Source organism: Kocuria sp. JC486 (assembly GCF_011602805.1).
Classification (GTDB): Bacteria; Actinomycetota; Actinomycetes; order Actinomycetales; family Micrococcaceae; genus Kocuria; species Kocuria soli.
In genome coordinates this window covers 201,668-226,509 of record NZ_JAAOZS010000001.1, presented here as the reverse complement: position 1 = coordinate 226,509, position 24,842 = coordinate 201,668, and the positions used below count along the sequence as shown (strand labels likewise).

The 24,842-nt window shown below is 66.7% G+C and carries 21 protein-coding genes and 2 pseudogenes; 17 read left to right on the top strand and 6 right to left on the bottom strand.

Annotated features, from left to right (window positions below; genetic code table 11):
- Nucleotides 1-317: 317 nt before the first annotated feature.
- Nucleotides 318-695, top strand: coding sequence for a hypothetical protein (locus tag GWK18_RS00990; RefSeq protein ID WP_166832574.1), 378 nt, complete (start codon nucleotides 318-320; stop codon nucleotides 693-695).
- Nucleotides 622-1,008 (top strand): hypothetical protein, encoded by a 387-nt coding sequence (locus GWK18_RS00985; RefSeq protein ID WP_166832572.1) that lies wholly within the window; start codon nucleotides 622-624, stop codon nucleotides 1,006-1,008. The genes GWK18_RS00990 and GWK18_RS00985 overlap by 74 nt, the downstream gene beginning before the upstream one ends.
- A 51-nt stretch (nucleotides 1,009-1,059) precedes the next feature.
- Here the strand turns inward: GWK18_RS00985 and GWK18_RS00980 are convergent, their stop codons facing one another.
- The 4 genes from GWK18_RS00980 to GWK18_RS00965 all read right to left on the bottom strand — a co-directional run bounded on the left by GWK18_RS00980 (nucleotide 1,060) and on the right by GWK18_RS00965 (nucleotide 5,439).
- Entirely contained in the window at nucleotides 1,060-2,391 is a 1,332-nt protein-coding gene (locus GWK18_RS00980) for an MFS transporter (protein WP_166832570.1), read from the bottom strand.
- A complete protein-coding gene (locus GWK18_RS00975; protein WP_166832568.1) occupies nucleotides 2,385-3,092 on the bottom strand; it encodes an NUDIX domain-containing protein in 708 nt (235 codons plus the stop codon). The genes GWK18_RS00980 and GWK18_RS00975 overlap by 7 nt, the downstream gene beginning before the upstream one ends.
- Nucleotides 3,093-3,240: 148 nt before the next feature.
- On the bottom strand, nucleotides 3,241-4,446 hold the full coding sequence (locus GWK18_RS00970) for an aminotransferase class I/II-fold pyridoxal phosphate-dependent enzyme (RefSeq protein ID WP_166832566.1): 1,206 nt from the start codon (nucleotides 4,444-4,446) through the stop codon (nucleotides 3,241-3,243).
- A 9-nt stretch (nucleotides 4,447-4,455) separates the two neighbouring features.
- The gene (locus tag GWK18_RS00965) at nucleotides 4,456-5,439 is read right to left on the bottom strand and encodes an EamA family transporter (RefSeq protein WP_166832564.1); all 984 of its coding nucleotides are present in this window, start codon (nucleotides 5,437-5,439) and stop codon (nucleotides 4,456-4,458) included.
- 75 nt (nucleotides 5,440-5,514) lie between these two features.
- Between GWK18_RS00965 and GWK18_RS13365 the strand changes: the two are divergent.
- The 4 genes and pseudogenes from GWK18_RS13365 to GWK18_RS00945 all read left to right on the top strand — a co-directional run.
- Nucleotides 5,515-6,504: pseudogene (locus GWK18_RS13365) on the top strand (LysR family transcriptional regulator).
- Nucleotides 6,501-7,043, top strand: a complete 543-nt coding sequence (locus GWK18_RS00955) for an RDD family protein (RefSeq protein WP_166832562.1) — start codon at nucleotides 6,501-6,503, stop codon at nucleotides 7,041-7,043. The pseudogene GWK18_RS13365 and the gene GWK18_RS00955 overlap by 4 nt, the downstream one beginning before the upstream one ends.
- Before the next feature lie 53 nt (nucleotides 7,044-7,096).
- Nucleotides 7,097-8,236, top strand: coding sequence for an FAD-dependent oxidoreductase (locus GWK18_RS00950; protein WP_166832560.1), 1,140 nt, complete (start codon nucleotides 7,097-7,099; stop codon nucleotides 8,234-8,236).
- A 91-nt stretch (nucleotides 8,237-8,327) separates the two neighbouring features.
- A pseudogene (locus GWK18_RS00945) lies at nucleotides 8,328-9,698 on the top strand (sugar porter family MFS transporter); the annotation flags it as partial.
- Between the two features lie 125 nt (nucleotides 9,699-9,823).
- Here GWK18_RS00945 and ppk2 read toward each other — a convergent pair.
- Entirely contained in the window at nucleotides 9,824-10,681 is an 858-nt protein-coding gene (ppk2, locus tag GWK18_RS00940) for a polyphosphate kinase 2 (RefSeq protein WP_209280889.1), read from the bottom strand.
- A 195-nt stretch (nucleotides 10,682-10,876) separates the two neighbouring features.
- Between ppk2 and GWK18_RS00935 the strand changes: the two genes are divergently transcribed.
- From GWK18_RS00935 to nrdF, 10 genes are all read left to right on the top strand, one after another.
- Nucleotides 10,877-12,544 (top strand): dihydroxyacetone kinase family protein, encoded by a 1,668-nt coding sequence (locus GWK18_RS00935; RefSeq protein ID WP_166832554.1) that lies wholly within the window; start codon nucleotides 10,877-10,879, stop codon nucleotides 12,542-12,544.
- Nucleotides 12,545-12,659: 115 nt separating this feature from the next.
- Nucleotides 12,660-13,319, top strand: a complete 660-nt coding sequence (locus GWK18_RS00930) for a VTT domain-containing protein (protein WP_166832553.1) — start codon at nucleotides 12,660-12,662, stop codon at nucleotides 13,317-13,319.
- Nucleotides 13,320-13,401: 82 nt separating this feature from the next.
- Nucleotides 13,402-13,914 (top strand): hypothetical protein, encoded by a 513-nt coding sequence (locus tag GWK18_RS00925; RefSeq protein WP_166832551.1) that lies wholly within the window; start codon nucleotides 13,402-13,404, stop codon nucleotides 13,912-13,914.
- 37 nt (nucleotides 13,915-13,951) lie between these two features.
- Entirely contained in the window at nucleotides 13,952-15,046 is a 1,095-nt protein-coding gene (locus GWK18_RS00920; protein ID WP_166832549.1) for a phosphatase domain-containing protein, read from the top strand.
- A 175-nt stretch (nucleotides 15,047-15,221) separates the two neighbouring features.
- Nucleotides 15,222-16,661, top strand: coding sequence for an aldehyde dehydrogenase family protein (locus tag GWK18_RS00915; protein WP_348535789.1), 1,440 nt, complete (start codon nucleotides 15,222-15,224; stop codon nucleotides 16,659-16,661).
- Between the two features lie 374 nt (nucleotides 16,662-17,035).
- On the top strand, nucleotides 17,036-17,272 hold the full coding sequence (gene nrdH, locus GWK18_RS00910; protein WP_166832545.1) for a glutaredoxin-like protein NrdH: 237 nt from the start codon (nucleotides 17,036-17,038) through the stop codon (nucleotides 17,270-17,272).
- Nucleotides 17,273-17,511: 239 nt separating this feature from the next.
- Complete coding sequence (nrdI, locus tag GWK18_RS00905; RefSeq protein WP_166832543.1) at nucleotides 17,512-18,006, top strand: class Ib ribonucleoside-diphosphate reductase assembly flavoprotein NrdI; 495 nt, start codon at nucleotides 17,512-17,514, stop codon at nucleotides 18,004-18,006.
- A 74-nt stretch (nucleotides 18,007-18,080) separates the two neighbouring features.
- On the top strand, nucleotides 18,081-20,186 hold the full coding sequence (gene nrdE, locus GWK18_RS00900) for a class 1b ribonucleoside-diphosphate reductase subunit alpha (protein ID WP_166832679.1): 2,106 nt from the start codon (nucleotides 18,081-18,083) through the stop codon (nucleotides 20,184-20,186).
- 164 nt (nucleotides 20,187-20,350) lie between these two features.
- Nucleotides 20,351-20,920, top strand: coding sequence for a dihydrofolate reductase family protein (locus GWK18_RS00895; RefSeq protein ID WP_166832541.1), 570 nt, complete (start codon nucleotides 20,351-20,353; stop codon nucleotides 20,918-20,920).
- Between the two features lie 103 nt (nucleotides 20,921-21,023).
- Nucleotides 21,024-22,001: a class 1b ribonucleoside-diphosphate reductase subunit beta gene (nrdF, locus tag GWK18_RS00890; RefSeq protein ID WP_166832539.1), complete on the top strand. Its 978-nt coding sequence runs from the start codon at nucleotides 21,024-21,026 to the stop codon at nucleotides 21,999-22,001.
- Nucleotides 22,002-22,130: 129 nt separating this feature from the next.
- Here nrdF and GWK18_RS00885 read toward each other — a convergent pair whose 3' ends face one another.
- Nucleotides 22,131-23,237, bottom strand: a complete 1,107-nt coding sequence (locus GWK18_RS00885; RefSeq protein ID WP_123824023.1) for an FAD-dependent oxidoreductase — start codon at nucleotides 23,235-23,237, stop codon at nucleotides 22,131-22,133.
- Between the two features lie 322 nt (nucleotides 23,238-23,559).
- Here GWK18_RS00885 and GWK18_RS00880 point away from each other — a divergent pair, with 322 nt between their 5' ends.
- The gene (locus tag GWK18_RS00880) at nucleotides 23,560-24,837 is read left to right on the top strand and encodes a hypothetical protein (RefSeq protein WP_123824026.1); all 1,278 of its coding nucleotides are present in this window, start codon (nucleotides 23,560-23,562) and stop codon (nucleotides 24,835-24,837) included.
- Nucleotides 24,838-24,842: the final 5 nt, after the last annotated feature.

Genomic DNA, 24,842 nt, shown 5'->3' with positions numbered 1-24,842 from the left:
TTTGCATGAAGCAACTATGTGATTGGCGCCTTGCACGGTTGCGACAACCTGCGACAGCTTAGCATCGGGGCATTCGACGCGTCGATCAGGGGGGGCTTTCCGACGCGTGTCAACCCTTGCGAAACCGCTGGTGTTCGGGAGCGTACCAACGCTCGAAGCACTCTCGTCGTGCGGCAAGAACGGACGTCGTCGTTCCCCCAGGCGTTCGTTCTCGTGCACTGATGCCATTCCGTTGCCACGGCCTGGGCGTGGACTAGGTGCGCCGACCCGACGCACCTAGCGTGTTATATGGACGCAGCGCCGCACAGGAGGTCGTCGTGGATGGGAGAGGCCCCGTACAGGGGCGGGAGCTTCTGCTGGTCGGTGGCATCGCAGCATGGGCATCCGTGGGATTGCTCGTGGTGCAACTGGTGGTCTTCGTGATCTGGCCACCGGTCCACACGGTGCCGGAATTGTTCGACCTGCTCCACGCTTCTCCGGTCATCGGGTTGCTGTCTCTGGGCGTGCTGTACCTGATCAACAACGCCTTGGTTCTGCTGTTCTACTTGGGCCTGGCGGCTCACCTGTGGCACGTCTCTCCGTCACGAGTCGTACTGGTCGTCATCCTGGGAACCATTGCAAATGGCGGCCTACTACGCGTCCAACCCGGCGGTGGAAATGTTGGTCCTGGCCAATCAGCATGCCGATGCCGCTGATGCGAGTGAGCGCTTGCCCTACCGGGCGGCGGGCGAAGCGGTGCTCACCGCGTGGAAGGGCACGGCCTTCCTGGTCTACTACCTTCTCGGGGCCGCTGCGTTCCTGATCCTGACGTCGCTGCTTCGCCGGACCACCGAGATGGGTGCCAAGACATGGTGGTGGGCACTCGGCGTCGGCGTGCTGATGCTGGTGCCCTCGACCTTCGGCATGGTGGGGATGGTCTTCGCGATCACGTCCCTCGTGCCGTGGAGCGTGTTGTGCATCCTGGCGGGCCGCAATCTGATCCGGCTGGCCACGCAGGAGCAGACTTAGGGCGCAACCCCGGATGGCCTCGGCCGGCCGGCCACTGGCACGAGGCCCGCCTCAGTCGATCGCCTGTCCTCGCTTCTCCGGCAGCAGGAACGCAGCCGTGGCGGCGATGGCGAAGGCGGCCGAGAACACTCCGAAGGTCAGGCTCAGACCACCAGAAGCCACTAGGACGGGTACCAACAACGGGGCGATGATTGACGCAATGCGTCCCACGCCCGCAGCACTTCCGGTGCCGGTGCCGCGGACCGACGTCGGATAGAGCTCCGGGCCGATCGCGTACAGCGCGCCCCAGGCACCCAGGTTGAAGAACGACAACGCGCAGCCCGCAGCGATGATCGTGACGGGTGAACCCGCCAGGCCGAAGGCGACGGCCGCCCCCGCGGAACCTGCCAGGAACAGAGCCAGGGTGATCCGCCGTCCGATGACCTCGATCAACCAGGCCGCCACGGCGTACCCGGGCAACTGCGCCAGCGTCATGATCAGCGTGAACTCGAAGGAGCGCACCAGCGTGAAGCCCTGAGCCGTCAGCAGGGACGGGATCCAGGTGAAGGCCCCGTAGTAGGACAGGTTGATGCAGAACCAGACCACCCACAGGGCGATCGTCCGGCGTCGCAGACCGGGGGAGAAGATCGTCTGATCGGTCTCGTGGATCGTCGTCGTTCCGCCGGTGCTCGGCGCGACGGCGACGTCGTCAGGCGTCGCCTGGGCTGAGCCCACGCCGGCGGCTTCCTCGAACTCCCGCACAACGCTCTCGGCCTGGTCGTGGCGTCCCTTGGCCTCCAGGAAGCGGATGGACTCGGGTGTCTTCCACCGGATCACCAGCGCCCACAGGGCGGGAACAGCACCCAGCGCCAAGGCCCAGCGCCAGCCGTCGTGCGATCCGGCCACCACGGTGTACCCAATGACGGCCGCGAGGATCCACCCCAACGCCCAGAAGGCCTCCAGAAGCACGACCACGCGGCCGCGGATCTTCTTGGGCGCGAACTCGGACACCAGGGTCGAGGCCACGGGAAGTTCGGCACCCAGACCCAGGCCCACCAGGAACCGGAGCACGAGCAGCGCGCCCACGGACGTGACCAACGCGGTGGCGCCCGTTGCCAAGCCGTAGATCAGCAGCGTCAGGGCGAACACCGATCGCCGGCCGATGCGATCAGCGAGCAGGCCGCCCAACGTGGCTCCCAGGGCCATGCCGACGAACCCCATGGAGATGATCCAGGACTTGGTGGTGTCATCCAGCGCCCACTGCTGCCCCAGGGCTGCGATGACGAAGGAAATGAGCCCCACGTCCATCGCGTCCAAGGCCCACCCGACGCCGGAGGTACCGAGGAGTCTGCGGTGCTTGCTGGTGAAGGTGAGGCGTTCGAGCCGTTCGGTGCGGGTCAGCATGTCGGATCCTGGGTGTCGTCGGGCGCGGAGGATGCGCGGGCGAGGGCGCCGTCGTCGGCGTAGGTGAGCGAGCGGTCGTAGCGGTAGAGGCGCGGAGGGCGGAAGGGGGTGCCTTCCCGGTGCCGGCCTGTGTCGATGAGTGCGGGGGAGGACCGGAACTGCCGGGCGAAGTTGGCCGGGTCCAGCGCGTGGCCCAGGATCGCCTCGTGCGCTTCCCTCAGTTCCGTGAGCGTGAAGGTGTCCGGCATGAACGAATGGGCGATGCGGCTGTAGGCCACTTTTCGGCGCAGGCGGGTGACGGCGTAGTCCAGGATCTCCGCGTGGTCGAAGGCCAAGGACGGCAGGCCGTCCACCGAGAACCAGGCCACGCCCTCTGCCTCCTGGTCCGGCATGCTGGAGAGCGCCGCCCAGTAGACCACCGAGATCACGTGCCCGTCCCCGCCGGAACGCTCCGGATTGCCCCAGGCGTAGAGCTGTTCCAAGTACGACGGCGTCAGCCCGGTTGTGGATTCGAGCGTGCTCAGCGCGGAGTCTGGCAGGTTCCGCCCGGGGGAGAGCGGACCGCCGGGGAGCGCCCAGGATCCCTTGTACGGCTCGCGTTCGCGGCGGACCAGCGGAACCCAGAGCGCGCGCTCCTTGAGAGCGAAGATCACCGTGGACACGGCAAGGGACACGGAGCCGTAGAAGTCCTGCGCTGCCATGGGGCCTCCTTGCACCACGGTTATGGTCCGAATGACCAGAAGTCATCCGAGACTACACCTTTGAGTCAAGATGACAAGAAGGTGGTGTGCAAAGAACCTGGGGCGATCTGGCGGGCCGACTGCATGCCCAGCGGCCCGCCAGGTACCCTCAGCGCGCGCGGAGGGCGCGGCCCATCCGCTCGAAGGCCTCCCGAAGAACGGCCGAGGACGTACCGAAGTTGAGCCGGACGAAACCCTCTCCACCGGACCCGTACCTGGCGCCGTCGTTGAGCCCCACATGAGCGTGATCGAAGAAGAAGGCGGCAGGCCCGGCCAGGTCGAACCGCTGGGAGACCGAGCCGGCCTCGGCCGGAGGCAGGTCCAAGGCCCGGCAGTCCAGCCATGCCAGATAGGTGGCCTGGGGCCGGTTCATGGTCACTCCCGGCAGGTGTTCCTCCACCAGGGAGGCAACCAGGTCCCGGTTTTGCTCCAGACCGGAGAGCAGGGCATCGAGCCAGGGCACACCGTGCTCGAGTGCTGCGCAATGGGCGATGACCGCCACGTGACTGACCCCGGCGTTGACCGTCCAGGGCACGCGACGGAGATCCGCGGCCGCCTCGGGGCCGGCCGACAGCACGGCGGCCTTCAACCCCGCCAGGTTCCAGGCCTTGGACGCCGAGAACACGGCAAACGCGTTCTCCGCTCCGGGGACGCTCAGGAAGGGCGTGAAATCGGCCCCGTTCAGGACCAGTGGCGAGTGGATCTCGTCCGCAACCACCCGGGCCCCGAGTTCCCGGGCCACGGCGGCCACGGCCGTCAGTTCCTCGCGGGTGTGGGCGACACCTGTCGGATTGTGCGGGTTGGACAGCAGCAGGACGGGTTGGCGGGTCGTGGAACGCGCCTCGGTCAACGCCGCCCGGACGGCTTCCGGATCCAGGCGACCGTCGTCGGTCAGCAGTGCCTCCAGCACCCGCCGGCCGGCCTGACTCATGTACCCGTAGAACGGCGGATACACGGGGGAGCAGACCACCACGGCGTCGTCGCGTTCGGTGAGGACCTCCACCGCGGCAACCAGCCCGGTCATGACATCCGGAACCGTCAGCATGCGCTCGGGATCCAGGCCGGCCCAGCCCCACCGGTCGCTCGCGAACCGGCTGAGCGCTCGCGGATAGGCGTCCCCGGACGGATAACCCGTGTCGCCCAGGGTCATGGCCGCGTGCACGGCCTCAATCACGGGCTCGGGCGGCACCACGTCCATCTCCGCCACCCACAGCGGAAGGATGTCCGCCGGGTAATGTCGCCACTTCTCACTGGTTCGCCGGCGCAGCGCGTCCAGGGTGAGCGTTTCCAGCGGGTTCGGTACCGAAGCGTTCATCGTCCCAGCTTAGGCAGCAGACGACGGCGCGGGTTCCGGCGTCGTCGGGCGTTGCTGCCGTGCGGCCAATGTGCTGCCGATGCTGGCGGTCATCACCAGGGCGACGGCCATCAGCTTCCACCCGCTGGCCTCCTGGCCCAGCAGGATCCATCCGGCGAGCGTTGCCACCGCGGGTTCCAGACTCAGCAAGATGCCGAAGACCGGGCGGGGAAGCGTGCGGAGGGCGCTGAGTTCCAGGACGTACGGCAACAACGACGCCAGGATTCCCGTACCCAGCGCCAGGAACAGAAGGTGCGGGTCGCTCACGATCTGAGGCAGTCGGGCTGCACCGAAGGGCAACAGCAAGAGGGCTGCGATCAGCAGCGCGACGGCCAGGCCGCCCGGTCCGGGGATGAGTTGCCCCACATGCGAGCTGGTCAGGATGTACAGGGCCCAGAAGCCGCCCGCGATCAGCACCAGGACGACGCCGACCGGATCCAGGCCGCCGGAACCCAGCGCGGATTCCAATCCGAACAGGGCCACTCCGGCCAAGGCCAGGCCGACCCAGATCAGATCCCGCGGGCGGAGGGACAGCACTGCAGCCAAGACCAAGGGACCCAGGAACTCGATGGACACCGCCGGTCCCAGCGGAATGCGGGCCAGCGCCGCATAGAAGAACCCGTTCATGAGCGCCATGGCAATGCCGAAGGCGATGGCTGCCCGCCACTGGCGTCCGGTCCAGGCGCGCACTTTGGGCCGGACGATCGCCATCAACACAACGGCAGCGACGAGCAGGCGGATGGACGTGGTGCCCCAGCTGCCCAGGACCGGGAAGAGCTGCATGGCCAACGCGGCGCCGGTCTGCAGGGAGACGCAGGACCCCAGGACCAGAAGCACCGCGGTGCCCTGCGAGCCCGGCCGGTCACCGTTCACGGAACCGGTGGTGCCGGAGGTGGTTTGGGTAGACGTTGTCCCGGCCTGGGGAATAACGGGAACGGGAGCGGTCGCGGTCATGGATTCAGCATGGCCGCCGCCGTTTGATTAATCTAGCGAAAGATTCTTACGCGCACGGTTTAGGAAAACTGCAACATGCTGAACGTCAACCGACTCCGGATGCTCAGTGAGCTGCACCGGTACGGGACCATCTCGCGCGTGGCCCAGGTGCTGTCCTACACCCCGTCGGCTGTCTCTCAGCAGTTGGCGCTGTTGGAGCGGGAGGCGGGCGTCGCGCTGCTGGAACGTGTGGGGCGCGGCGTCCACCTGACGGATGCCGGCCGCGCCCTGGTGGAGCACGCCGACGCCGTCGTCGCCCGGTTGGAGCGGGCCGAATCGGAACTGGCCGCTGCCGATCAGGAGGTCCGCGGAGTCCTGCGGGTGGCCTCCTTCCAGACCGTGGTCATGACCGTGGTGCCACCGGCCCTGACGTTGCTGGCGGAGCGCCACCCTGAGCTCCGCGTGGAGATCACGCAGCGGGAACTGGACCCCGCCTATGACGGGCTGTAGTCCCACGAGTTCGACCTCATCGTGGGGGAGGAGCTTCCCGGGTTCCCCGTGTCCCCGCGGGCCGGTACGGACCGGGTGGAACTGTTGCTGGACCCCCAGGTGCTGGCCTTGCCTGCGGAGGGTCCGCTGGCGGCACGGGTCCGGGACCTCTCCGACCTTGCTGATGCCCCGTGGGCGCTGGACTCTTACGGGACGCAGATGGGTGTGTGGTCCCATTCCATGTGCCGCCGGGCGGGGTTCGAGCCGCGCACGGTCCTGCAATCACCCGATCCGCTCCTGCAGATCCACATGGTTCGGGCGGGGCACGCGGTGGGCTTCGTCCACGGCCTGGTGGGCAGCCAATACACGTCAGGCACGCAGCTGATCGAGCTGCCGGGGCACCCGCACCGCAACATCTTCACCGCCACGCGGTCGTCCCGGGCGGGGCTTCCGGGTGTCGTCGCGTTCCGGCAGGCCATGGCCGACGCGGTGGCTGACACCGGAGATTCCTCAGGTGCCCCCGTCACCGTGGTCATGCCCACGGTCGCCTACGCGCTCGGCTCTACGGCGCGCCGCGACAGTAGTCTGCAGTCATGACCCAGCAAGCGCGCAGGAACCCCGGTGCGGGCCGTACCAAGAACCGCATCACGAGTGTCACCCGCAACGGACGGCCGTACCCCGTGGCCTCCGACAACCGGGCATGGGGTGCTCGGATCGTCGACGGCGGCCTGGTCGTCCTGCTCACCGCGACCGGGTTCACGCTGGCAGCGGTCCTGGTGTCCAGCGGAGGCCTGGACTCGGACCTCGGCCTGATGATCGGGCTGGGTGTGTACCCCCTGGTGCTCGTGTTCCTGGGCGTGCTGTACGGCTGCCGCTGCTCACCCGGGCAGCTTCTGTTCGACGTCGTGTCCCTGCGGGCCTGGACCGGTCGACGAGTCGGCGTCTGGCGCGGAGCCTGGCGGTATCTCGGGGTGGGACTGGCGCCCCTGTGGGTGGTGGTCGGCATCGTGTGGCTGGTGCTCTTCATCCTGAGCATCTTTGACAGTGCGGGAGCCGGAGACCCTGGCAGCATCGGGTACAGCGAACCCGTTGCGGTGGTTCGCCGCCGCCTGCCGCCCGGCTCCAGCTGGGTCTGAACCGACGACCTCTTGACTTCAAGAGCCGACACGCTGCCCCTGAGGGAGATCCGATGAACGACGACGGTACTGACGCCGAGGTGGTGATCGTCGGGGCCGGCCTGGCCGGGGCGGCCACCGCGTGGCGGTTGGCCCAGCGGGGCGTGGACGTCCTGATGTTGGAACGAACCCGCCCGGCGAATGCCGAGGGCAGCTCGCACGGTTCCGCCCGGATCTTCCGCCTGGCCTACGACACTGAGCTCTACACCCGCATGGCCGTGGCTGCCGGGGACGGGTGGGCGGAGCTCGAGGACACGCACGGTGAACCGCTCATCACCTGGACAGGAGCCCTGGGCTTCGGTGACCGACGCGAGGCACCGAAGGTGGCGTCCTGGCTGCAGTGCGCCGGCCAACCCCATGAACTGCTTTCCGAAGCCGAGGCTGCCCGACGGTGGCCCGGGATCGAGTTCCGCGGCCCCGTCCTGTGGCATCCGGGGGCGGGTGTGTTGGACGCTGAACGCGCAGTGGAGGCCATGCTCCGTGCGTCCCAGGCTGCTGGCGCACGTCTGCTCACCGACTGGCCGGTCGAACGGATCGAAAGGACCCCACACGGTTTTCTGGTGAGGTCATCCGCGGGCGATGCCGTGCGGGCTCGGCGGGTCGTGGTGGCGGCGGGTGCCTGGCTTCCCATGCTGTTGCCGGGCCTGCCCCTGCCGGTTTCCCTGCTCCCGGCCTTCGAGGTCCGGCAGGAGAACGCCTTCCACTTCCCGTACCGGGACAACCGGAACAGCCCGGAGGATGCGTCCTGGCCCACCCTGATCAACATGTCCCGGGAGATCGTGCTCTACGGCCTGCCGGGTGGACGGGATGCCCAGCACAGGGGCCAGAAGATCGCCGAATTCAACGGTGGCAGGCGCCTGTCCTCGGCCAGCCGACGCGACGGCGTCGTCGACCCGGCCAACAGGGCGCGCGTGGTGGATTTCGTCCGCCGTCGGATCCCGGGGCTGATTCCCGAGCCCTACGCGGAGACCACGTGCCTGTTCACGAACACGCCCAGCGAAGACTTCGTGATCGACGCCTGGGAGGGCCTCACGGTTGTGTCGGCCTGCTCGGGACACGGTGCCAAGTTCATGCCCGAAATCGGTCGGATAGCCGCAGATCTTACCACCGGGGCCGGTAAAGCGCCCCCACAATTTCAGGTGTTCCTCGCGTAACATCTCGACCATTTCCCCGGTCGCGATGCAACATTCGCCACGAATTGACCCCTGTTGCGGCGATACCTAGCCTGACAGGCAACTATCCACGGGAACTCTAGGGGAAATCATGAAACCGCTCGTTTTGCGCAGCGCCATAGTTGCCGCGCTCGGGGGATTGTTGTTCGGATTCGACACGGCAGTCATTTCCGGTACAACGCAGGCATTGACGGAAAAGTATTCCCTGGGATCTTTTGCGTTGGGATTCACGGTCGCCACCGCCCTCATCGGCACGATCATCGGCGCACTCACGGCGGGCAAGCCGGCCGACACCTACGGTCGCAAGAAGGTCCTGTTCGTGATCGGGGCGCTGTACTTCCTCTCCGCGATCGGTGCCGCGCTGTCGGAGAACTGGTACCTGTTCATGTTCTTCCGCCTGATCGGTGGAATCGGTGTGGGCGGTGCGTCCGTGACGGCACCGATCTATACGGCCGAGATCTCACCCCCGCGGTTGCGGGGCCGTTTGGTCGGCCTGGTCCAGTTCAACGTGGTCCTGGGCATCCTGCTGGCCTACCTGTCCAACTACGTCCTGGCGCAACTGCTGAGTGAGGACGTGGCCTGGCGCTGGATGCTCGGTGTGCAGGCCATTCCGGCTGCCGTGTTCGTGCTTTTGCTCTTCACCGTCCCCGAATCTCCCCGGTGGCTCTTCCTGGCAGGCAAGACCGAGGCCGCGCGCACCAACATGGAGCGCCTCGCCTCCAGCCCCGAGGAGGCCGCGGAGCTCGAAGGCGAGATCCAGGAGGCCATCGCGGATCTGGCGCAGGATTCCCGTCCCGCCCCGTTCTTCACCGCAAAGTACCGCCGCGTGATTCTGCTGGCCATCGCCATCGCGGCCTTCAACCAGCTCTCCGGCATCAACGCGATCATGTACTACGCACCGGACATCTTCCGGATGGCCGGTGCCGCGGAGGACTCGGCCTTCCTGCAGTCCATCGCCGTGGGCGGTATGAACCTGGTGGCCACCATGGTGGCTCTGACCGTGATCGACCGGTTCGGACGCCGCAAGCTCATGCTGATCGGGTCGATCGGCTACCTGATCAGCCTGGGCGTGATCGCACTGCTGTTCTTCACCCAGGGGCACAACTTCTCCGGGCTCAGCAGCGCCCTGGTTCTTGCCTCGCTGCTCCTGTTCATCGCGGCGCACGCCTTCGGCCAGGGTTCGGTGATCTGGGTGTTCATCTCCGAGATCTTCCCCAACAGGGTGCGTGCGCGTGGCCAGGCCCTGGGCTCGTTCACCCACTGGTTCGCCGCTGCGGTGATCACCTGGACCTTCCCGTGGATCGCCGGTGGCCTGGGTCCGGGCATGGCCTTCGCGGTGTTCTTCGTCTGCATGGTCGGGCAGCTGGTGTGGGTGCTCAAGGCCATGCCGGAAACCAAGGGCGTCCCGCTGGAGGAGATGGAGGAGCGGCTGGCCATCCGCTGAGGCTCCTCGGCACAGGTCGGTTAAGCCCTACGCATGGCGACGGCGGCAGGCCACCTGCCGCCGTCGTCGTGTGTAGGGCTCCATCCGGAATTCAGGCCCGGGGCTCCACCCGGGATCCGGGGAGATCAGGACTTCTTCTTGCCCTTGCCGCCCTTCCCGGACTTACCGGTCTTCTCGGCCTTCCCCTTGCCGAGGGCTTCCGCCTCGACCGCCGCCGAGTGGTCGAAGACCTCGTGCTGCAGGGAACGATCGGGCCTGCGGTAACCGTTGGTGGACGGGCGTTCGGGCAACGTGATCTCCGGACGCTCCACCCGCGACCAGGGGACGCGGTCCAGGAGGTCCGCGATCATGTTGATCCGGGCGCGGCGCTTGTCCTCGGCCTCCACGAAGTTCCAGGGGGACTCGGGGATGTCGGTGTGCACCAACATTGCATCGCGGGCGCGGGAGTAGTCCTCCCAGCGGGTGATGGACTCCAGGTCCATGGGGGAGAGCTTCCAGTGCCGCATGGGATCGGACATGCGGGATTCGAAGCGCTTGTACTGTTCGTCGCCGGAGACGGAGAACCAGTACTTGATGAGGATGATCCCGTCCTCCACCAGCATGCGCTCGAAGATCGGGCACTGACGCAGGAACCGGCGGTACTCCTGCGGCGTGCAGAAGCCCATGACCCGCTCCACGCCGGCCCGGTTGTACCAGGAACGGTCGAAGAGCACGATCTCGCCGGCGGCCGGCAGATGTTCGATGTAACGCTGGAAGTACCACTGCGTCTTCTGCCGCTCGGTCGGGGCAGGCAGAGCCGCGATGCGCGCAATGCGCGGGTTCAGGTACTCGGTGACCCGCTTGATCGCGCCGCCCTTGCCCGCCGCGTCACGGCCTTCGAAGATCACGACGACGCGCTGCCCGGTGGAACGGACCCACTCCTGCATCTCCACGAGCTCTGCCTGGAGGCGCAGCAACTCCGCTTCGTACACGTCCTTGTTCATCCGCGCCTGACGCTTCGGATGGGCGTCGTCCTCGAGATCGAGGGCGTCGTTGTCAGCCGCCGGAGCGGTGGATTCAACCGGGTCTTTAGCCATGCACGCACAGTAGCGCTACGGTGCGAATGTGACCTAGTTCAAGTTCTTGATTGCGGACAGCAGCCGCAACCAACACCAGGAGCACCACGACGGGAGAGCACCGTGCGAAAGCTGATCAATGACCCCGAGGACGTGATCGAGGATCTCATCACCGGGTTGACCACGCGCAACCGAGCCCTGACCCGGGTCCGGGACTGGCCTGTCGTCGTCCGGGCCGGTGGGACGGGGACGACGGCCGTGATCTCCGGGGGAGGCTCCGGCCACGAACCAGCCCATGCCGGCTTCGTGGGACAGGGCATGCTCGACGCCGCCGTGTGCGGACCCGTGTTCACCTCGCCCTCTGTCGACGCGGTGGAAGCAGCCATCGAGGCGGTGGGCCCGGACCGTGACGTCCTGCTGGTGGTCAAGAACTACACCGGGGACTGCCTGAACTTCGGCTTGGCCGCCCAGAACGCGCGCGCTCGCGGGCGGACGGTCGAGCAGGTGGTGGTTGCCGATGACGTCGCGCTGGCCGATTCGGCCGGTGCAGGGCGCCGGGGAATCGCCGGGACGGTCCTGGTGCACAAGTTGGCCGGCGCCATGGCCGAGCAGGGTGCCTCCGCCCGAGAGATCCGTCAGGAGGTGGAGGCCTTCCTGCCCGGCATGGGCAGCATGGGTATCGCCCTCGGCGCGGCCCTGGCCCCGGGCGCCGAACAGACGAACTTCACGTTGGAGGACCACGAGGTCGAATGGGGTCTGGGCATCCACGGCGAACCGGGCCGCGAACGCGGGAGCGCCGAGTCAGCTCGGCACGTTGCGGAAAGCCTGGTGTCGGCCATCGTCCGGGACCGCGAGCTGACCGCCGATGACGACGTGGTGGTCCTGGTCAACGGGCTGGGCGCCACGCCGCCCATGGAACTGGAGATCCTGGCCGGGGAGGTGCTCACCGCAGTCCGGGCACATGGACTCCACCCCGCCCTGGCCCTGGTCGGCAGCTTGCTGACCAGCCTGGACATGCCCGGTGCCTCCGTGACGCTGGCCAAGGTCACGGATTCACAGGTGGCCCAACTGACCGCCGCGACGGAGGCGCCCGCCTGGGTGCTACCCACGGTCCCTGCGGACATCGCTGCCGTGGACGTGACGGTGGAATCCCCGCTCAAGGTACTGGGGAATGGGCGGACCTCACCGACGCTGCTGGCCGCGACGGATCGCGCGGTCGATGCCGTGCTCGACGCCGAATCGCAGCTCACCGACCTGGACCGGCAGGTCGGCGACGGAGACCTGGGCACCAACCTGGCCCGCGGTGCCCGTGCCGTCCGGGACCACAGGGAGCAGTTGTCGACGGCGCCGGATGCCCGGACGTACTTCCTGGCCCTGGCCCACATCCTGCGCAAGGAGGTCGGTGGAACCTCCGGGCCCCTCTACGCCCTCATGGCGCTCGGCCTGGCCGATGCGGTCGCTGAAGGCGTGGAAGACCCCGATCGGGGGACCCTCGCGCAGGGCTTGCAGACGGCGGTCGGGCGGATCCAGGAACTCGGCGGGGCGCAGCTCGGGGACGGAACCATGCTCGATGCCCTGATTCCGGCGGCCCAGGCGCTCGCGGACGGGGAGGCCGATGACGTCGTCGTCCTGCGGGCCGCCCGGGACGGTGCCCAGGCAACGGCCGAGGGAGCCGCCTCCAAGGGACGCGCGAGCTACGTCGGCCAGCGGTCGGTCGGCGTGCCGGATCCGGGCGCGGTGGCCGTGACCGTGTGGCTGGCTGCCGTGCTGGGACAACCGCAGGCCGTCTAGCCGCTCCGAGAGGCCGGGGAGCCCGTGGGGAGGCCGCTGGGTGGGTGCTCCCAGTTTTCGGTGAGACTCAGCACGTTTCACCCCGTGGGCCCACTGGTGGGAGCATCATCTCTCCATGGACTTTTTGCACCAGGTGACTTCAGCCTTCAGCGACCCCGGAGCGATTCTCGAAGCGGCCGGGCCCTGGGCGATCGCCATCATGGTGGTGTTCATCTTCATCGAATCGGGACTGCTCTTCCCGTTCCTCCCCGGTGACTCCCTGCTGTTCGCCGCCGGAATGCTCCTGCCCGCCATGGGCACGCCCTTCTGGCTGGTCTGGGCGCTGGCGGCCGTTGCCGCCGTCGCTGGTGACCAGGTGGGGTACATGCTCGGCAAGAAGTTCGGCCGAGGCCTGTTCGCGGACAACGCCCGCATCCTCAAGACCTCCCACCTGCTGAAGGCCGAGGAGTTCTTCGTGCTCCACGGCGGCAAGGCCCTGGTCCTGGCGCGGTTCGTGCCGATCGTGCGCACCTACGTCCCGCTGGTGGCCGGTGCCAGTGCCTACCGGTACCGGAAGTTCGTCGGCTGGAACGTCACCGGCGCCGTGCTGTGGGTGACCGTCATGCTGACTGCCGGACGTCTGCTGGGCGGTGTGCCGTTCGTGGCCGAACACGTCGACCTGATCGCCGTGGGCATCGTGGTGCTGTCGATCCTGCCGATCATCGGGCACGTCCTGGCGTCGCGCCGGAGCAGTTCTGGCCAGCCGGCCGAGGGCGCGGAGTCGAAGCAGCTCTGACTCCGAGTCACAACGGACTGAAGCGACGTCATCGCACGTCACACAGTGGACCGGCTCCACGGTTGGGCGTAGGCCTGGTTGTATGGAAATCGTCCTCAGCTCAGTCGCAGTGGTGGTTGCAGTCCTGGCCTTCATCGAATCAAGGAAGCTTCGGCGCATCGAGGACGGACGCGACCGCCGGGAATCAGCCGTCAAGCGCCGTTCCCAGGCCGAGGGTTTGCTGGCTTGGATGTCGGCGGAGATCCCCGTCGACGCCCCATCAACTTCGGTCATCGAGGTGCAGAACCGCACCGCTGCGCCGGTCTTTGACATCGAAGTCCACGCCATCGATTTGAATTACGTCGACGGGCAACGGTCCGGGTACCGCGAACTTGCACCGCTGAGGATCCGGATGCTGCCGCCGGGGCACCTCGTCTACGGGCCCGGCAAGGGTTCCTACGCTTGGGACCTCGGACGCTTGCCGGGAGAGTGCGAACTTCTCCGACCCGTCACCAAATCCGTGGACCGACGTGTGGTGTCGTTCAGCTTCACGGATGCCCACGGAGTGACCTGGCACCGTGACCAGGACGGGGCGCTGACGGAAGTGGCCGGCTGAGCGGGCGTCGTCGTCCTGCTGTGCAAGACTGATTGACATGTCGCTCAGCCGCACCGAAACGGACCAGATGCCCGTGGACCTGGCCACGGACCTTCGGCAGACCGTGGACCAGGTCACCAAGGAAGCGCTGAACCTCGGCTACCGGCTGGAGTTGCGGGTGGCGCAGGCGCGGGAGCGTCGCGCCGAACGCCACGGGGACGTGCCGGTCATGGTGGCCTTCGACGGGTACGGGACCACGTCCCACGTCCGCGTCCTGGGCCGCGCCCTGCTCAAGACCGCCGGCCCGGAGGACCCCACGGACGAAGACGAGTTCTCGATCCGCGGGTGGCGGTCCTTCACCTCCTTGCCCATCACCTTCGCCCATGTTGACGTCCGTCTGGGCGGCCGTGAATTCCACATGGTCGCCGACAAGGGGGGGGTGATCGACGCCGACCTGGAAATCTCGCTCGAACCCGGCGTGCACGAGGCGCAACTGCGGACCGACGGTTCTCAGTGGGCCACGTCCCGGATCACCGTGGTCGACGACGCCCAACGGATCGGCGTGATCTCCGACGTCGACGACACCGTGATGGTCACCGCCCTGCCCCGCCCCATGCTCGCGGCGTGGAACTCGTTCGTGCTCAACGAACACGCACGCGCGCCAACGCCCGGCATGGCCGTCCTGATGGAACGGCTGTCCAAGAAGCACACGGGGGCGCCCTTCCTCTACCTGTCCACGGGAGCGTGGAACGTGGCACCCACGCTGCGCCGTTTCCTCAACCGCAACGCCTACCCCTCCGGAGCGCTCCTGCTGACCGACTGGGGCCCGACGACGGACCGCTGGTTCCGCTCGGGGTCGCGGCACAAGGTGGAGAACCTGGAGCACTTGGCGCGGGACTTCCCGGACGTGAGGTGGATCCTGATCGGCGACGACGGCCAGCACGACCCCGAGATCTACGGCGGATTCGCGCGCCGCTACCCGCAGAACGTGGCGGCTGTGGTGATCCGAAACCTTTCGCCCACGGAGGCTGTGCTGGCGTCCGGGCAGTTGTTGACCGGCAAGCGGGCGGAGATCCCGGAGGGCATTCCTCTGATCGAGGCGAACGACGGGGCCACGATCTCCGAGAAGCTCGCGGAGATCGGCTTGCTGTGACCCGGTTCCCGTGACGGTTCTGGCGGTGCACTGTGTTGTCGGTCCCGGGGCATAGCGTGGGGACATGGATAACAACGGTCCCAGTCATGCCAGTACCAGCACACGAGGATCCGAACACACGTCCGGTCCTCTCCAACTTCCTCACCAGAAGGATCTCGACTCTCAGCTGAGCCCCGTGGAGGGGTTGGAGCCAGAGGCCCAGGCGGCGGTCGACTCAGCGGTGTCCGCCGCCCGGGCTGCGTTCACGGCGCCCGTGTCCCTCGCGGATCGGACGGAACGGTTGGACCGGCTCGAGGCCATGGTGCGGGAGCGGGCGGACGACTTCCTGGAAGCACTTGCCCTGGACCTCGGCAAACACCCCACGGAGGGCTGGACCACGGAGCTCGGGACCGTGCTCGCGGAGATCGGACATCTGCGCAAGCTCCTGCCCGAATGGTTGCGCCCGAGGAAGGTCCCGGCGGCAGGGTCGCTGGCGCCGTCACGGTCCTGGGTGGAGAACCAGCCCTTGGGGACGGTGTTGGTCATCGCGCCCTGGAACTATCCCGTCCAGCTTGTGCTCTCGCCCCTGGCCGGTGCGCTGGCCGCCGGGAACACCGCCGTCGTCAAGCCGTCGGAAGTCACCCCGCACGTCGCCAAAGTCCTGGTATCGGCACTGCGTGACTACCTGGGGGACGTCGTGGGGGTGGTCACCGGTGGCGTGCCGGAGACCACGCGCGTCCTGCAGCACCGTTTCGACCATGTCTTCTACACCGGTAACGCCACGGTGGGGCGCGTGGTCATGCGTGCCGCCGCGCAGTACCTGACCCCCGTGACCCTGGAACTTGGCGGGAAGTCCCCGGTGTGGATCGACGACACCGTGGACCTGGGCACGGCTGCGGACAGAATTGCGTGGGCCAAGTTCCTCAACGCCGGTCAGACCTGCGTGGCCCCGGACTACGTCATGGGTCCGCCGGAGGTTCTGACCCGTCTTGAACCCTTGCTGGTTGCGGCGATCCGGAAGCTCTACGGGAGGAATCCCGCGGAGTCGGAGTCCTACGGGCGGATCGTCACCGAACGGCATCTGTCCAAACTGACGGACCTCCTGGCCGACGTGGCCGCGGAGGACGTGGTCACGGGCGGGGCCAGGGAGCTCTCGCAGCGGTATCTGGCACCCACGGTGATCCGCAGCGCTGTGGACGGCCCCTTCATGCGGGACGAGATCTTCGGCCCGGTGCTGCCGCTGGTACCCGTGGAGGATCATCACGCCGCTGTCGGGACGATCAACTCAGGGGAGAAGCCCCTGGCGCTCTACGTGTTCAGCGAAGACGACGACGTGCGGACCGCGTTCAGAGGGGAAACCTCCTCCGGAGGACTTGTCCTGGGCGCGGCCCTGGTTCACCTGGCCCACCCCCAGCTGCCCTTCGGCGGGGTGGGGGAGTCCGGAATCGGGAACTACCACGGCGAGTACTCCCTGGAGACCTTCAGCCACCCGAGGGCCGTCTTGGACAAGCCACTCGCCCCGGACACCTTGAAAGTGATCTACCCGCCGTACGGGCCGCTTAAGTCACGGTTGGCCAAGATCGCGTTGGGGGCACCGGCACCGTCAACCGTCGTGCGCAAGCTGTTGAACCGGTGACCGACACGCCGCGACATGTTTTCCCAAAGTGAATTCTGGGTGCACGGGCGCTGTCTCCGGGTACTCCACACCTGTGGACAAGAGACGGCACGAACGGCCGCCGCGGCGTGAACACGGGGGAGTCCCGCGCAGCACGTTGTGGATGAAAACTGTGACTCTGGGGACAGCATGAGGACAACAGGTCCAAAGGGTCAGACACGACATCTTGGGGTTGCTCGACGCGGGCGACACTAGATGTAGTATCGAAGCTCAGCACAGGAGAGAGGTCCACCAAAGCGGACCGGTCCGCCCGCCCACTCGGCGGAGCACGTACTTCCCCGGCCGGCTTCTCCCCACCGCTCGACAGGCCACCCCATCAGGAAGGGACCCTCGACATGTCCGTGACCGTCTACTCCAAGCCCTCCTGCGTCCAGTGCAACGCCACCTACCGTGCGCTGACCAAGAGCAACATCGACTACAACGTCATCGACGTCACCGAGGACCAGGAAGCCTTCGACCGCGTCGTCGGCATGGGCTACCAGCAGGTGCCCGTCGTCGTCGCCGGCGAGGACCACTGGTCCGGCTACCGCCCGGACAAGATCTCCTCCCTGCGCGTCAGCCTCTCGGCCTGACCCGCCGGGCCGACACCCGAACCTCGTCGGCTCGGTGAGGTCGTCGTGCCACCCGCAACGGTGGCGACGACGGCGACCCACCGGGCCGTCGTCGTGTCCGGCGCAACCCCGCACCGTCACCGAACACCCCGGCCCACCGCCGACGGTCCACGACCTCGGCGGGAAGCTCCAGAGACACCACGTCGTTGCCTCACCAAGGGACTGAATCCACCCCACTCGCATTACGGAAGTGATCTCACATGTCCGCCCTTGCCGCTCTAGTGGAGGCCGCCCGCCAGCGGGAGGCACACCAGGACGACGCTCGGGGAGCCCCGGGGCAACGACCGGACGGCGCGGATGACCCCGTCGTCGTCTACTTCTCCTCCGTTTCGGGCAACACCCGCCGATTCGTGGAGAAGTTGTGGGCACGCAAAGTCGCCCTGCCGCTGCACACAGCGGAGGACGTGCCCGTCATGGAAGAGCCGTACGTCCTGGTCGTGCCGACCTACGGGCGGCCGGAAGGGGCGGGAGCAGTACCACCTCAGGTGGTGAAGTTCCTCAATGTCGAGGCCAACCGGAAGCTCCTGCGGGGCGTCCTGGGGGCCGGCAACACGAATTTCGGTGAGAAGTTCTGCATCGCCGCCGAGAAGATTTCCGCCAAGTGCGGGGTGCCCGTGCTCTACAAGTTCGAGCTCATGGGTACGGAAGAAGACGTGAACAAAGTGAACGAAGGACTGATGAACCTGTGGCAGTAACCACGCACACCGCGCACTCCGGCATCGCCGAATCCGGTCACGACGACCCCACCGTGCCCGAAAAGTTCCGGGGCATGGGCTACCACGAGCTCAACGCCGTCCTGAACCTTTACGACGCCGACGGCAACATCCAGTTCGAGGCCGACCGGCAGGCAGCACGCCAGTACTTCCTGCAGCACGTCAACGAGAACACCGTGTTCTTCCACGACCTCGAGGAGAAGCTCAAGTACCTGGTGGACCACCAGTACTACGAGCCGGAGGTGCTGAACCAGTACTCCTTCGAGTTCGTCAAGAAGCTCTCCAAGCAGGCTTACGCGCACAAGTTCCGCTTCCAGGCCTTCCTGGGCGCGTTCAAGTTCTACACCTCCTACACGCTCAAGACCTTCGACGGCCGCCGCTACCTGGAGCGCTTCGAGGACCGCGTGGTCATGGTCTCGCTCTACCTGGCCGACGGCGACGAGCAGCTGGCCGAGAAGCTGGTCGAGGAAATCATCACGGGCCGTTTCCAGCCCGCGACCCCCACGTTCCTCAACGCGGGCAAGAAGCAGCGCGGCGAAATGGTCTCCTGCTTCCTGCTGCGCATGGAAGACAACATGGAGTCCATCGGCCGCTCCATCAACTCCGCCCTGCAGCTGTCCAAGCGCGGCGGCGGCGTGGCCTTCGCACTGACCAACCTGCGCGAGTCCGGTGCCCCGATCAAGAAGATCGAGAACCAGTCCTCCGGTGTCATCCCGGTCATGAAGCTGCTGGAGGACTCGTTCTCCTACGCCAACCAGCTGGGTGCCCGCCAGGGCGCAGGTGCCGTCTACCTGCACGCCCACCACCCGGACATCTACAAGTTCCTGGACACCAAGCGGGAGAACGCGGACGAGAAGATCCGCATCAAGACCCTCTCCCTGGGTGTCGTCATCCCGGACATCACGTTCGAGCTGGCCAAGAAGAACCAGGACATGTACCTGTTCTCCCCGTACGACGTCGAGCGGATCTACGGCATGCCGTTCTCCGACGTCAACGTGACGGAGAAGTACCACGAGATGGTCAACGACGCCCGGATCTCCAAGACCAAGATCAACGCGCGTGAGTTCTTCCAGACCATCGCGGAGGTCCAGTTCGAGTCCGGTTACCCGTACGTCATGTTCGAGGACACCGTGAACAAGGCCAACCCCATTGAGGGCAAGGTCATCATGTCCAACCTGTGCTCCGAGATCCTCCAGGTCTCTGAGCCCTCGGTGTACGACGCCGACCTGGGCTACTCGACCGTGGGCAAGGACATTTCCTGCAACCTCGGGTCCCTCAACATCGCGATGACCATGGACTCCCCGGACTTCGGGCAGACCGTGGAGACCGCGATCCGCGGCCTGACGGCAGTGTCCGACAAGTCCGAGATCGATTCCGTGCCGTCGATTCAGCGCGGCAACTCCATGTCCCATGCCGTGGGTCTGGGCCAGATGAACCTGCACGGGTACCTGGGCCGTGAGCACATCCACTACGGCTCCGAAGAGGGCGTGGACTTCACGAACATGTACTTCTACACCGTGGTCTACCACGCGGTGCGGGCCTCCATGCTCATCGCCAAGGAGCGCGGTGAGACGTTCGTGAACTTCGAGAACTCGGACTACGCCAACGGGTCCTACTTCGACAAGTACACCGAGCAGGAATGGGTCCCGGCCACCGACCAGGTGCGGGAGATCTTCGCCCGCGCCGGGGTGCACATTCCCACCCAGGAGGACTGGCTGGAGCTCAAGGGTCTGGTGGCCGAGCACGGCATGTACAACCAGAACTTGCAGGCCGTTCCGCCGACCGGTTCGATCTCCTACATCAACAACTCCACGTCCTCGATCCACCCGATCGCCTCGGCCATCGAGATCCGCAAGGAAGGCAAGCTGGGTCGCGTGTACTACCCGGCTCCGCACATGGACATGGACAACCTGGAGTACTTCCAGGACGCGTACGAGATCGGGTACGAGAAGATCATCGACACCTACGCCGCTGCCACGCAGCACGTGGACCAGGGCCTGTCCCTGACGCTGTTCTTCAAGGACACCGCCACCACGCGTGACATCAACAAGGCGCAGATCTACGCGTGGCGCAAGGGCATCAAGACGATGTACTACTCGCGCATCCGCCAGCTCGCGCTGGAGGGCACCGAGGTCGAGGGCTGCGTGTCCTGCATGCTCTGACGCTCCGCCTGCTCGCCGAGTTCGGAGTTGTTCCGCCTATTCACCCGAATAGGCGGAACAACTCCGAACTCGGCGGCATCGGAAGGTCCGCAGGATCGGACACACCCGCGTCGAGCCCACTTCCTAGCCTGAAATGACCGTGTAGCGGACAGAGAGGCTCAGACATGCGCAAGCTCGTGATCACCCAGAACATCACCATCGACGGTCGCATAGACATGCTGGGGGACTGGTTCGACCCCACGGACCAGGACCCGGACCTGCTGGCTGAACTGCGCAGACAGGACGAAACCTGTGACGCCGTGCTGCTCGGCCGCGAGACCTTTGAGGCCTTCCGCGGCTTCTGGCCGGCCCAGGACGACGACGCCACGGGCATCACGCACCAGTTGAACACTGTGGACAAGTACGTGGTCTCCAGGACCATGACCGACCCCCGCTGGCAGAATTCCACCGTGATCACCGACGACGTCGTGGGATCCGTTCGCCGGTTGAAAGACCGGACCGGCCAGGACATCGTGTGTACCGGGTCCGTGTCCCTGTGCCACACACTTCTGGCCGAGGGACTGGTGGACGAGCTGCGGCTGTTCACCTACCCCGTGATCCAAGGGGAGGGCCGAGGGCTGGTGCCGGAGGGCTTTTCCATCACGCCCGCCGTACTCACCGAGAGCAAGAGCTTCGGCAACGGTGTGACCTACACGGGATGGCGCCTGGACCGCCAGGAGCGTCGTCGTCGTTAGAGTCGGACCCGAAGACCGACACACAGACAGACCAAACCCCCACGGCCACCCCGGCCGAACAGTCTGAGCCAAGCAGTCCGAACAAGGAGAGACGTCCACGATGATGAGCGAGAAGGTCGCGCTGGTCCGCCACCACGCCGAAGCGATCAACTGGAACCGCGTCCAGGACCCCAAGGACGACGAGGTCTGGGACCGGCTGACCGCCAACTTCTGGCTGCCCGAAAAGGTCCCGCTGTCCAACGACGTCCAGTCCTGGAACACCCTCACGGACGAGGAGAAGGACCTCACCATGAAGGTGTTCACGGGCCTGACCCTGCTGGACACCATCCAGGGCACCGTGGGTGCCGTGTCCCTGCTCCCGGACGCCGTGACCCTGCACGAGGAAGCGGTCTACACGAACATCGCGTTCATGGAGTCGGTCCACGCGAAGTCCTACTCGTCGATCTTCTCCACCTTGGCCTCCACCAAGATGATCGACGAGGCCTTCCGCTGGTCCAACGAGAACGAGTACCTCCAGCGCAAGGCCGACATCATCCTGGACCGCTACGTGGGGGATGACCCGCTCAAGAAGAAGGTGGCTTCCACGCTGCTGGAGTCCTTCCTGTTCTACTCGGGCTTCTACCTGCCCATGCACTTCTCCTCGAAGGCCAAGCTGACGAACACCGCGGACATCATCCGCCTGATCATCCGCGACGAGGCCGTGCACGGGTACTACATCGGGTACAAGTACCAGAAGGGTCTGGAGAAGGAGACCCAGGAGCGTCGCGACGAACTCAAGACCTTCACCTACGACCTCCTGGACGAGCTCTACGAGAACGAGATCGCGTACACCGAATCGCTCTACGACGGCGTGGGGTGGACCGAAGAGGTCAAGAAGTTCCTGCACTACAACGCCAACAAGGCGCTCAACAACCTGGGCTACGAGGCGCTGTTCCCCAAGGAGATGACCGATGTGTCGCCCGCGATCCTTTCGGCCCTGTCGCCGAACGCGGACGAGAACCACGACTTCTTCTCCGGTTCGGGTTCCTCCTACGTGATCGGCAAGGCCGTGAACACCGACGACGAGGACTGGGACTTCTGACGGTCCCTTCCCAGACGGCGCCGTCGCCCCGGCCCCACCGAGACCTCCGTTAAGACCTGAATTCGCGCGAGATTCGGGCCATAACGGAGGTCTCGGCGCATGGAAGGGACCTGGAAGGGCAAATCGGGGTCAGAAACGGGCCGGGGACAGGGCCTCTGTGGTCTCCGGGCTGCACCACGCACCGATACAGCCGTCCAGTAGACAATCCGCGGCGGCGCGGGCCAGAGCCGTGCTGGTCTGGAAGCCGTAACCGGACTGACCGGCCAGCCACAGGAACCCGGGCACGCGTGGGTCGAACCCGCAGACAGGGACCCCGTCCGGCGCGGTGGTGCGTTGACCCGTCCATGCCCGCTTGACCCCCGTGATGCGCAGATCCGTGGTCGAATTCAGTTCGTCCACGAGTGCCTCGATCTGCCCGGGGTGAGGGACGGAGTCGCAGGGTTCCTCGGGCTCTGCCTCGCCCGTGGAGATCATCGCCCCTTCCGGATCCGCTCGGTAGTACCAGCCACCGTCGGCAGTCACGACGACGGGATGGCCCGGTTCCAGGGGACGTTCCAGTTCCACGACGGCGGCGGTCCGTCGCAGCGGTTGCAGCCCGAGCGTCGACGCGCCGAACAGTCCTGCGACCTTGTCCGCCCAGGCCCCGGCTGCGTTGATCACGATCTCCGCATTCAATCGATGGTCTCCGGCAAGAACGGTCCAGACGCCGTCGTCGTAGGACGCCGAGCGGACGGGGGAGTCGGTCAGTATGCGCGTACCGGCCTCGGCCGCCTGGCTGCGGTGCCACTCGAGGATGGCGGGTGCGTCGGTGCGTACGGCGTCGTCCTCGAACAGTCCGCCCTGCAACGCCCGGTCCGGTACCCCGGCCAGCTCCGGGCACAGCTCGAGAACCCGGGCGCGGTCGATCTGTTCGGAGGTGAAGGTCGTCTCGGCAGCCAATTGGTCGTCACTGCCGATGACCACGGTCGGTGCCGGCCAGACCACCGGGCCGGATGCACCGGGCAGGCCGTCGCGCAGTTGAGCGACGGTCAACCGGGTCAGTTCCCGCACCGCCGGTGGACCGTAGCCCGGACTCAGGTGCTGCGCCGACCGGCTGGACGTGTGGTGGGCAAGACGCGGCTCGGCTTCGACGAGGGTCAGGCCCATGCCCGTCCTTCGACGGCGGCACAACTCGGAGGCCACGGACAGCCCTGCGATGCCACCGCCGATGATCAGGATGCGGGTCTGTGGAGTCATGGAACCATGGTCGCATCGAGTCCGACGGTATGGGGCGTGTTGGGGGACGTGGGCGAGCCGACCAGGCGCGTTGCCCGCACATTCCCGGGCCGGATGCACGACCCGTCCGCCGACCGGGGGACGTGTGCATGCACACGGAAACAGGCGCCCGCGAATCGACCGTTGACGTGGGAAAGTGCACGTGGAACCTCCGTCGCCGGTCGCCTCACCGGCTCAGTGACCGCACTCGAGTGTCCACCGACTCTCGACCGGCGGACTCCACACGATGGGGGCCTCCCTCGTTTGACCCGTCTCAGATCCGACCCCGCGGACAGGAGTACCCGTGGCCTCCTTCGTGTCCGGTGCCTCGCAGGGGCATGAACCCGCCCTCGGTGTCGGTGCTGCTCCCGCAACCGCGTCGGGGTCGTTCCCTCTGACGCTCACCCGCGGCCAGCGGGCCAACATCACGGCACTGTCCACCGTGCTGGCAGCCGGGTTCCTCCTCTGCCTGGCGATTGCGACGACGGCGCCGGGCGGGGCAAGCTCCGCCGATGGCAGAACCACGGACCCCACGGTGGCTGTCCCGGGTTGGAGCATGCCCGGGCTCGTGGGAGAGATCGCACTGGGGGCATTGTTCGTGCTCTCGGGAATCCTGGTCACCCACCGCCATGTGTCCGAACCTGAGAGTCGGGCCACCCACGGGTCCTTCGCCCGCCTGGTGACCTCCGGAGCCGCCACCTTCGGGCCGGGCCTTCTGCTGGCACTGGTCCTTCAGAACCCGTCCGAACCGTCCCCGGTGTTGACGGCGTTCTGCACGGTCCTGCCGGCCTGGGCCATTGGCTGCCTGGCAATGACCGCGCTGTCGCGTTGGCGCTGGACCCGGGCGCATGCGTCCACCGTCATCCCGGTGCTGCTGGCCATCACCATGTGGGCCTCCTGCGTCCTGGGTGCCAGCGCACCGGAGTGGCGGCTGTTGATCGGTGGATTCGCTCCGGCAGGCCCCGTCACGGATGCAGGCACGACCGACCTTGCCACGCTTCGCGCCAGCGTCCTGTGCATCCTCCACCTCATCACCTACTTTCTGGCGGGATCGCTCCTGGTCGCCCGGGGTGGAGGACTCGCCGAGTCGGGACGCGTGCAGAGGTTCCTGGTTCCTGTCCTGGGCACCACGCTGTTCGCGCTGTCAGTTCCCTTGGCCATGGGCGGTATGGACTTCGGCCAACCGTTCCTGGCCCTGGCGCTCGCCCCGTTGATCGCGCTGCCCATGCCGTCGTTCCTGGCCGGTCGCGACGTCTGGGTCGGAGTGGTTGCCTACGGATGGCCCGTCCACACCGTCCTGTTGGCGCCGGCCGGCACTGGGTGGGACCGCGGAACAACCGTCGTGCTTGCAGGCCTGATCACGGCCGTGTTGGCGGGCCTGTCATGGTTCTACATCCAACGGCCGGTGTTCCGAGTGATGCGCCGCGTGCGGTGGGGGAGCACGGAGACTGCCGATCGGTTCGTGCCCCCGGCCGACCTGGCGTCCCGCCGACCGGCCCGTTTTCGGCTGCTCGACGCCCTTGAGAACGAGCAGGACTCGACCGCCCGTGTCCGGACGGAGGCTTCCAGGCGAATACAGTGAAGGCC